This window comes from Pseudomonas sp. SDO52101_S400, from assembly GCF_054071635.1.
Genome location: NZ_JBSVWF010000020.1, coordinates 65,512 through 75,836, shown reverse-complemented (window position 1 = coordinate 75,836; position 10,325 = coordinate 65,512). Strand labels below are relative to the sequence as shown.

6 protein-coding genes are annotated in these 10,325 nt (G+C 60.7%); 3 read left to right on the top strand and 3 right to left on the bottom strand.

Annotated features, from left to right (window positions below):
* Positions 1-61: 61 nt before the first annotated feature.
* Positions 62-3,193 carry a transglycosylase domain-containing protein gene (locus ACW9HX_RS12745; protein ID WP_457380890.1) on the bottom strand — a complete coding sequence of 1,044 codons (3,132 nt, stop codon included), beginning with the start codon at positions 3,191-3,193 and terminating at the stop codon, positions 62-64.
* Positions 3,194-3,691: 498 nt separating this feature from the next.
* On the opposite strand from ACW9HX_RS12745, the gene ACW9HX_RS12740 reads away from it, so the two are divergent.
* Complete coding sequence (locus ACW9HX_RS12740; protein ID WP_457380889.1) at positions 3,692-5,113, top strand: amino acid permease; 1,422 nt, start codon at positions 3,692-3,694, stop codon at positions 5,111-5,113.
* A gap of 171 nt (positions 5,114-5,284) precedes the next feature.
* Complete coding sequence (locus tag ACW9HX_RS12735; protein ID WP_457380888.1) at positions 5,285-6,790, top strand: glucosyltransferase domain-containing protein; 1,506 nt, start codon at positions 5,285-5,287, stop codon at positions 6,788-6,790.
* A 32-nt stretch (positions 6,791-6,822) separates the two neighbouring features.
* On the opposite strand, the gene ACW9HX_RS12730 is transcribed toward ACW9HX_RS12735, so the two are convergent.
* Positions 6,823-8,442 (bottom strand): FMN-binding glutamate synthase family protein, encoded by a 1,620-nt coding sequence (locus ACW9HX_RS12730; RefSeq protein ID WP_457380887.1) that lies wholly within the window; start codon positions 8,440-8,442, stop codon positions 6,823-6,825.
* Positions 8,443-8,479: 37 nt separating this feature from the next.
* On the bottom strand, positions 8,480-9,280 hold the full coding sequence (locus ACW9HX_RS12725; RefSeq protein WP_457380886.1) for a response regulator transcription factor: 801 nt from the start codon (positions 9,278-9,280) through the stop codon (positions 8,480-8,482).
* Between the two features lie 125 nt (positions 9,281-9,405).
* On the opposite strand from ACW9HX_RS12725, the gene ACW9HX_RS12720 reads away from it, so the two are divergent.
* Complete coding sequence (locus tag ACW9HX_RS12720) at positions 9,406-10,227, top strand: carbon-nitrogen hydrolase family protein (RefSeq protein WP_457380885.1); 822 nt, start codon at positions 9,406-9,408, stop codon at positions 10,225-10,227.
* Positions 10,228-10,325 lie beyond the last annotated feature (98 nt).

Below are 10,325 nucleotides of genomic sequence, written 5' to 3'. Positions count from 1 at the left end.
GTCGATTGAATATTGGAATGTATAAAACAAATAAATAACACCATGGGCATCTCAATCCGGGTCAGGTACCTGTTTTCAAGGACGCCACCGCCGGCGCTTCAGGTGCCAGACATTGCGAGTCGCTACCCGGTTGCAGGTACGGCATCAGAATCGGCGCCATGCCCTTGAGCACCTGTACCGGCAGGGCCGAAGTGAATTTGAAGTTCTCTGCCGAGCGCCCCGGGACGAATGCGGTGAGCGTGCCGAAATGGTGATCGCCGATGTAGAACACGAAGGTGGCCGTGCGGTTGATCGACTTGGAACTCAAAATCCGTCCGCCGGAACCGATGGCTTCGATCCGGTTGTCGCCGGTCCCGGTCTTTCCGCCCATGGTCAATGGTGTTCCATCGGCCAGTTTGAAACTGCCGGAAACACGTTTGGCCGTCCCCGAGTCCACCACTTGCGACAACGCTTCGCGCATCGCTGTGGCCACTTCCGATGGCATCACCCGTTTGCCCACATGGGGGTCGTTGACCAGTTTGGTTTCGTAAGGCGTGCCGGCGGCAAAATGCAGACTGTCGATGCGCAGGGTCGGCATGCGTACGCCGTCGTTGAGGATGGTGCCGATCAGCTCGGCCAGTGCGGCGGGGCGGTCGCCGGAGCTGCCGATGGCGGTGGCCAGCGAGGGCACCAGGTGGTCGAACGGATAGCCGACTTTCTGCCAGCGCTGATGGATGTCGAGGAATGCTTCGATTTCCAGCATCGTGCGGATGCGGCTGTCGCGGGCGCCCTTGTGCTTGCTCTTGAACAGCCAGCTGTAGACTTCCTGACGTTCGAACTGGCTGGACTTGACGATCTGTCCCCAGGTCGCGTCCGGGTGGTTGAGCAGGTAGCCGATCAGCCACAGGTCCAGCGGGTGGACCTTGGCAATGAAGCCTTGATCCGGCAGGTCATAGGTGCCGGGGCCGTAGGCGAGATAGAGCCGTTCGAGACGCTCGTCGTTGAGTTTTTCGGTGATTTTGACGCCCTTGAGGTGCGAGCGCACAAAGGTGTTGAAGTCTTCCTGACTGGCGTTCGGCAGCAGGTAACGGTGTACGGCGGCCATGCGGATCGGCGTCGGGCGCATGCTGTCGAGGAAGGTGTCGAGGCGGGCCTGGGTGTCCTTGTTCTTGTACTTCTTCCAGAACTTGAGCAGGAACGAAGTGCCTTCGCGGTCGGCGAAGGAGGCCAGGTATTCCTGACGCCGTGGGTCGCGGTCGTCCTTGAGCAACTCGGCGCTGTTGTTGGGGCCGGAATAGGTGGTGTAGCGCACCAGGTCGCGCATCAGGCGAATGAACGGCAGGTTGATCGACTCGCGCAGGGCATCGCGCAAGGTCGGCATGCGGCCGTTGTCTTCCTTGCGGAAGTTGTGGAACACGTGCAGGCCGCCACCGGTGAAAAACGCCTCGCCGGGGCTGGCGGAATACTTGCGGTCGAGGGCTGCACCGAGCATTTTCGACAGGTCGTGATCCTTGTTCTGGATCAGGTAATCGATCACCCACTGGGTCAGGCGATCCTGATCCGGCACCTCGACTTTCTTCAGTTCCGGCACGGTCATGGCGCCGTACTTGTCATGCAGTTCCGAGATGATTTGCAGGTAGGTGGTCAGCACCCGCATCTTCGCCGTGGAGCCCAGTTCCAGCTTGCTGCCCTCGTTGATGTCGAACGGTTGGTCGGTGCTGTCGGTCTGCACCCGCACGCGTGAGCCGTCCGGGGTCAGCTCGAACAGGGTGAAGCTGTAACGCACCTGCGTGGTGCTGGTAGGCGTCAGCAGACGTTCGCCGAGCAGGCCGATTTCGGCGGCGTAGGCGGGGTCGGCGAGTTTTTTCAGATAGGCAGTGGCCTGGGTTTGCAGCTCGCCTTGCAGAGTGCTGGTGGCCGAGAGGTCGAGGCGGTCGAGGTCGTACAGCGGACGATTGAGCATCGAGGCCAGACGGCTCCGGGCGACGCTGATGCCTTTGTTGGTCTCGATCGGCTGGATGGTCGGCTGAGTTTGCCAGTCGCGGTAGGTGACCTTGCTTGCCAGGGACGCATCGGCCAGCGCCGCGTCGATCACGCCATTCTGTTTGAGCAGACGCAGGTGGCTGTCGGTGAGGTCGGCCAGTTCTTCGCGGCCCTTGGTCAGGTAATGAGACGGGCGACGCTGAGCGATCATCAGCGAAAGCATTTCGCGCAGGGCCAGGCCCTTGTCCGCCATTGTCTTCGGATCAGTCGCGGTGCTCGCCAGTGTGGCATTGGCTTGGTTGAAGTCAGCGCCGTACCAGACCCGCAAACCTTCAGCCATACCGTGGACTTCGCCATGGCCCGGCACTGCCGACAACGGGACGCTGTTGAGGTAGTCACGAATGATGTTGCGCCGCGCCGGCAGGGTATCCGGGCCGGCCTGATAGGCGCGCACGCTGGCGGAAATCATCTGGCGGATTTTCTCGGCACCGTTGACGGTCAGCCCATCAGGCGAGTGGCGATACTTTTCCAGCTGCGTGGCCAGGGTACTGCCGCCAGCCGACTGCCCCGGCAGGTGCAGCAATTTGGCGACTTGCGACCACGCGGCCATGCCGAAGCGCGGCCAGTCCACCGCCGGATTGGCCATCGGCTGTTTTGGATCGAGCAAAAAGCGGTTTTCGATGAACAGCAGGCTGTTGACCACCACCGGTGGGATCGACTCGAAGCTCGAATACAGCTGCTGTGGATAGTTGTACTGATACAGCGGCGCGGCCCGGCAATCGGTGATCGACAGCCCGGCCTGGATTTTCTCGGAGTAGGGCACGAACAGGCCCTTGTCGGTGTAGCCGAGCAGAGCCGGTGAGAAACGCGTCTGTTCAGTGATCACGTAGTTGCGCTTGAGCAATCGAGGCAAGAACTCGTCCAGCGAGCTGTAACCCAGACGCAGATCGAACGGCCCGTTGCCCGGATAACGAATGGCTTCGCTGGGGCCCGGTTGCAGTTCATAGGTCAGTTTGGCGGCGTACTGGCTGACCTCGCGGGATTGAAAACGCGAAGTGCGCATTTCCTTCATCGCGGCCAGGCCCACCACAATCGCAATGATCACCAGCAATAGCCAGAAAGCCTTCCACCCATGCCGGTTACGACGGGGTTTCTCAGGGACAGGCGCTTCATCCACACGTTCAGTCGGAACCACTTTTTCACTCGAATCGGTTTGCCACAAAGCGCCCATAGTCGATTGATCCATTCACGCAGATTGATCGGACTTGTCTGAAGCTTAGTCGGTGGTTGGCGCGGGTGAAAAAATTGTGAAGCCTGGACCCTGAACAAATCTGCAAATCCGGCGGCAACGCTGCGGCACACGTTCACCAGGCAGAGAGGGCCGGACCAGAGCGGTCGCAAGGTCAATGCGACTTGGGTGGGGGCATGACGCTGCACCATTGCTGTGCAATACTCGGCGCCCATTTCGGCAGTGAATAATCCGGCTTTTTCAGGAGTCTTTGTCTCGAAAGTCCGACTGATGGCGATGTATGTCGCTGAATATTGCGGCTTTTAGAGTGAAATTTCCTGCTGGAAGCTTTTTATACTGCCAGCCCCGCTGATCCTCCAGGCCTGGCCCTGCAGGACGCACTTGCCCACGAGGCAGGCGCGGTGTCGGGAAGCCAAGGCCTATCGGTCGACGCTTCGACACACAGTGGTCTATCCAATAACAAGACGAGGATGTCCCCAAATGCCAACAGGCAATCACCTGCCTCATGGCGAGACCGCTCAAGGCGGCCCGCTCAAACGCGAACTCGGCGAACGGCACATTCGCCTGATGGCGCTCGGCGCCTGTATTGGTGTCGGTCTGTTTCTCGGTTCGGCCAAGGCCATCGAAATGGCCGGCCCGGCGATCATGCTGTCCTACATCATCGGTGGTCTGGCGATCCTGGTGATCATGCGCGCCCTCGGCGAGATGGCCGTGCACAACCCGGTGGCCGGCTCCTTCAGCCGTTACGCACAGGATTATCTCGGCCCGCTGGCGGGCTTTCTGACTGGCTGGAACTACTGGTTCCTGTGGCTGGTGACCTGCGTCGCGGAAATCACGGCGGTGGCGGTGTACATGGGCATCTGGTTCCCCGATGTCCCGCGCTGGATCTGGGCGCTGGCGGCGCTGGTCAGCATGGGCTCGATCAACCTGATCGCGGTGAAGGCCTTCGGTGAATTCGAGTTCTGGTTCGCCCTGATCAAAATCGTCACCATCATCGCCATGGTGCTCGGCGGCATCGGCATCATTGCCTTCGGTTTCGGCAACGACGGTGTGGCGCTGGGGATTTCCAACCTGTGGGCCCACGGCGGTTTCATGCCCAACGGTGTGACGGGCGTGTTGATGTCCCTGCAAATGGTGATGTTCGCTTACCTCGGCGTGGAAATGATCGGCCTGACCGCCGGTGAAGCGAAGAACCCGCAGAAGACCATTCCCAATGCGATCGGCTCGGTGTTCTGGCGGATCCTGCTGTTCTACGTCGGCGCGCTGTTCGTGATCCTGTCGATCTACCCGTGGAATGAAATCGGCACCCAGGGCAGTCCGTTCGTCATGACTTTCGAACGTCTGGGCATCAAGACGGCCGCCGGCATCATCAACTTCGTGGTGATCACCGCCGCGCTGTCGTCGTGCAACGGCGGCATCTTCAGCACCGGACGCATGCTCTACAGCCTGGCGCAGAACGGTCAGGCACCGGCCGGTTTCGCCCGCACTTCGAGCAACGGTGTGCCGCGTCGGGCGTTGCTGCTGTCGATCTTCGCCCTGCTGCTGGGTGTGTTGCTGAATTATCTGGTGCCGGAAAAAGTCTTCGTCTGGGTAACTTCCATTGCCACCTTCGGTGCGATCTGGACCTGGGTGATGATCCTGCTGGCCCAGCTCAAGTTCCGCAAAGGCCTGAGCGCCAGCGAACGTGCGGGCCTGAAGTACAAGATGTGGCTGTTCCCGATCAGCTCCTATCTGGCGCTGGCGTTCCTGGTGCTGGTGGTGGGTCTGATGGCTTACTTCCCGGACACTCGTGTGGCGCTGTATGTCGGCCCGGCGTTCCTGGTGCTGCTGACGGTTCTGTTCTATGTGTTCAAGTTGCAACCGACCGATGTGTCTCAGGGCGCGGTGCGTTCGGCGTCGTAAAACGTTAACGCTGAAAACTGAAAGCCCCGGTCGATTGGCCGGGGCTTTTTTGTGGGTGCGAGGTTGGAGCCGCTTGTCTGAAACCGCCGTAAAAAACGACCTCTGACCTCGTGCCATGTTCCAAGCTTTATAAACGTTGTTTCCAGCGCAGCAGTGCACAGAGGCGCAGGTATGAGGATGAGCGATTTTCTCGTTCGAGAACTCGGCCGCCGTCAGGTCGTGCTGTTTTTCCTGCTCGCCACGACTCTGTACATCCTGCCGCTGATCCTCGCTGACTTCCCCTACATCGATGACAATTGGCGCACTCTGGCTGCCGGCAATGTCTGGGCGGGGCAGGGGCGGTTGTTCATGGACTGGCTGTATCAGGCACTGACGTTCACCGGCGCTGCGCCGAACATCTTTCCCTTGCCGCTGTTGCTCGCCACGCTGGCCATGTCATTGGCCCTGACCCGACTGACCTTTCATTATTTCCCCGAGCCGACCCTGGCCTGTTGCCTGGTGCCGTTACCGCTCTGGTACAACCCGTTCCTGTTGCAGAACCTGTCCTATCAATATGACGGGGCCGGCATGGCCCTGAGCCTGGTGGCGGTGATTTACGCGATCACTTTTTGCGGTACTTCCCGGATACAACGATGGCTGGTGCCTTCGTTCTTGCTGGCGCTGGCGATCGGGCTGTATCAGGTCAGTCTCAATGTGTTTCTCGGGTTGTGTTGTGTGGAGTTGCTGAGAAATGTTCACCGTCGAGTGCCGTGGGCGGAGCTCTGGCGACTTGCGGGCTTGAGGCTGGCGCAACTGGTGCTGGGCGTGTCGGTCTACGCGGTCACGGCCTATCCGTTCACGGAATCCGGGCGCACGGAGTTGCTCAACGGTAGCGCTGATCCGCGGTTGCAGATCGGTATCAATATCGGTCGGGTGATGGAGAAAGTTGCGCTGCTGTTTCACGGCGGCTACACGACGGTTTTCGTTGTGTTGGTGGGGTGTGCACTGATCGGTGGTGTGCGGTTGGGACGGCAGATTCGCCTGCGCAATGAGCCCACCGCACAAGGTTTGCTCCTGAGCTTTATCTGCCTGCTGACGCTGCCGTTGATTGTGCTGCTGGTGCCGGGCATGACGCTGTTGTTTCGCGACTTCAATGAAGGTGCGCGAACCCTGATGGGGTTCGGCGTATTGCTGATGTTGCTGTTCTATCTGGCCTATGTCGGATTGACGTCGCTGCACTCGCGATTGCCCCTGTTGTTGGCAATTCCGCTTCTGGCAACCTTGTCGCTTTCCTTCGCTTACGGGCGGGTGCTGATGATGGAAAAAACCTTTGCCAATAGCGCCCTGTTCAGCCTCAGTCAGGACATTTCCTCTCATCGCGAACTGCGCGAAGCCAAACGTATTTACCTGTCGGTCACTTACTCCGACCGTTGGCTGGCGGGTGCGGAGGGCACCTTCAAACAGCTACCGGTGCTGCGCTACCTGCTGAATATCGACTACTTCATGCTCGCCGAAAACCTGCCGTCGGCCGGCGTCACCAACGTGGTTGCAGAGCGCGAACGGCGCAACGCCACCCGCGTCGGCTATCAGGGGTTTCCAGCCTTGGTGGATCGCCTCTATTACCGCATCTATCTGATCGGCGATTACGGTTTCATCGTCATGAAAGAGCCGCCCCATGGTCGGCTCTTGAGTTGGTGAGTATCCGAGGTGCTATGCCCTGAGCGTTACTGCTAGGCGGCCGCGATCTCCTGCGGTTCAAAACTGTCCGCCCTAGCCATCTGCCACATCCGCGAATAGAACTCGCCGTTCACTTCCCCGGTGAGCAACTCCCCCGGTTTCAGGAACACGTGCAGCTGCGAGAACAGTTTGATTTCGGTGGCTGACATCCGTCGCACCAGATGCTTGGCCGACAGTTGCGACGGATGTTCCAGACCTGCGGCGGCGAGCATTTCTGCCAGCGCCTTCAACGTATTGCGGTGGAAGTTGTAGACCCGCTGGGCCTTGTCCGGCACCACCAGCGCGCGCTGGCGCAGATTGTCCTGGGTGGCGACGCCGGTCGGGCATTTGTTGGTGTGGCAGCTTTGCGACTGGATGCAGCCGATGGCGAACATGAAGCCGCGCGCCGAGTTGGCCCAGTCTGCGCCGATGGCCAGCACGCTGGCGATGTCGAAGGCGCTGACGATCTTGCCGCTGGCGCCGAGCTTGATCTTGTCCCGCAGATTCAAGCCTACCAGGGTGTTGTGGACGAACAACAGACCCTCGCGCATCGGCACGCCGATGTGGTCGGTGAACTCTACCGGGGCGGCGCCGGTGCCGCCTTCCTTGCCGTCGACCACGATGAAGTCCGGGAGGATGCCGGTTTCCAGCATGGCCTTGGCGATGCCCATGAACTCCCACGGATGGCCGAGGCAGAACTTGAAGCCCACCGGTTTGCCGCCGGACAGTTCACGCAGTTGCTGGATGAAATGCATCATCTCGATCGGCGTGGAAAATGCGCTGTGGCGGGACGGCGAGATGCAGTCTTCGCCCATGGAAATGCCCCGGGTGTCGGCGATTTCCTGGGTGACTTTGTGCTTGGGCAAAATCCCGCCGTGGCCGGGTTTGGCACCCTGGCTCATCTTGATTTCGATCATCCGCACTTGCGGAGTCTGCGCTTGCGCGGCGAAGCGTTCGGGGTCGAAGCGGCCATCGCTGGTGCGGCAGCCGAAATAGCCGCTGCCCAGTTCCCAGGTCAGGTCGCCGCCGTGTTCGCGGTGATAGGGGCTGATGCTGCCTTCGCCGGTGTCGTGGGCGAAGTTGCCCAGCTTGGCGCCCTGGTTCAGCGCGCGGATCGCGTTGGCGCTGAGGGAGCCAAAACTCATGGCCGAAATGTTGAACACCGACGCCGAGTACGGCTGGGTGCATTGCGGGCCGCCGACCGTGACGCGAAAGCTGTTCGGGTCGCTCAACGGAGCCGGGCGCATCGAGTGGCCGATGAATTCGAAACCGGACTGATACACATCGATCAGGGTGCCGAACGGTTTGTCGGCGCTTTCATTCTTGGCCCGCGAATACACCAGCGAACGCTGGGCGCGGGAGAAGGGCAGGGCGTCGCTGTCGGACTCCAGCAGGTACTGGCGGATTTCCGGGCGAATCCCCTCGACCAGATAACGGATGTTGCCCAGGATCGGGTAGTTGCGGCGCACCGCGTGGGGGCTCTGCATCAGGTCGAACAGACCGATCAGGCTCAGCACCCCGGTGACGGCGGTGATCGGCCACAGCCAGTCGTGTTCGAGGAAGGGCAGGCTGGCGAGGGTGAAAATCACGCAGACGGCAAAGAAGGCGTAGCGGCTCAGGAGTGACAGGCTCATACGGTTTCCTTGGTTCGGACAGATTTTTTTGCGGCAGTCAGGCGTTCTGCGCCTGCAGGAAGATCGAAAACAGCTCCGACTGGGATTTGATCCCCAGCTTGCTGTACATGTGTTTCTTATGGACTTTCACGGTTTCAACAGAGATTTCCAGCTTACGGGCGATTTCTTTACTGGAGCAACCGCTGAGCATCAAACGCCCGACATCCAGTTCCCGGGCAGTCAGTTGCGCGCCCTTGAGTTGCTGCACCGACGCTTCGAGCTGCACCCGCCAGTCCGGTTGCGCCGGCGACGGGGCGAGGGCGACGATTTCATTGATTTCGTAAGGCAGGCGCTGGCGCAACAGGCCGAGCACCCACGGCTGGATCAGCGACAGCAGGGCAATCTGCTCGCCACTGAAACGCTGCTTGCTGCCCAGTGACAGGCACAGCGTGCGGTCGCCTTCGAGCTGGCAATTGAACTGGATTTCGTCGGCCACCACATTCAGACGAAAGTATCGCTGGTAATACTCGGTCAGCTCGAAATGCTCCGGCGCGACCTCCGACAGGCGATACAAACCGGTGCGCGATTGTTCGCGGCAGGCGATGTAGAACGGGTCGAGCAGATACAACCCGCGCAGGTAATCCTGAAACAACTGATCGGGACTGCCGTCCTCGCCCGGGCATTCGGCGAACACTTGCGGGTGACGGTCGGCGCTGAACAGCAGCGCCACCCAGCTATCGAACGGGACGTACTGGTCGAGCAGACGCACCAGTTGCGCCCAGAAATTCGGCCTGTCGAGGGCGTCGATCAACTGCCCGACGGCGCGGTGCCAGGTGATGTCGTCAAACGAAACAGTCATGCCTCTACCCCTATCGGGTTACCCCGGCCGCGTAATTCCCTGGCCAGTCGAATGCGAAGCATACTGGCCCACAGACAGCCGCCGGGCAATCTTTCGGCGCCCGGCGCTCATAACAAGGACTCCCCATGAAAGTCGAACTCGCCCAACTGGCGGGCCGTGACAAAGACACGGCGTACAACCTCGAACGCGCTCTGGCGGCGATTGCCGCGAGCCCGGCTGACACGCAACTGATCGTGTTCCCCGAGACCCACCTGATGGGCTTCCCGACCGCTGAAACCGTGGCGCAGATCGCCGAGTCGATAGATGGCCCGACCGTCAGCGCGGTCCAGGTCGCTGCCCGCGAACGCAACATCGCCGTGGTGATCGGCATGGCCGAGAACGATAACGGCCGTTTCTACAACACCACGCTGCTGATCACCCCCGAAGGCATCGCTCTGAAATATCGCAAGACCCACCTCTGGGCGTCGGATCGCGGTGTGTTCGAGGCCGGCGACTGTTACGCCACGTGCCTTTGGAACGGCGTGCGGGTCGGTCTGCTGATCTGCTACGACATCGAGTTCCCGGAATCTGCCCGTGCCCTGGCGCAACTGGGCGCCGAGTTGCTGATCGTCACCAACGGCAACATGGACCCCTACGGCCCGACCCACCGCACCGCGATCATGGCCCGGGCTCAGGAAAACCAGGCGTTTGCGCTGATGGTCAACCGCGTGGAAGCCGGGGATGACGGGTTGATGTTTGCCGGCGGCAGTGCGCTGGTGGATCCGCTGGGTACGGTGCTGTTCGAGGCCGGGCGTGAGGAGGGGCGGTTCAGCGTCGAGCTGGATTTCGGTCAGCTGGAGCTGGCGCGCAAGGATTACCGCTATCTGGATGATCAGCGGTTGAGGTTGCCGGGGGAGGTGGTGGAGCGGGATGGCGGTGTTCGGGAGCTTTTGATTCCTGTCCGTTGAACCGCTGCCCTCACCCTAACCCTCCCGAAACGTCGGACCGCCCGAAGGGAGAGGGGACTGACCGAGTTGTTCTCTCAAGTTACGCCGACGTGATCTAT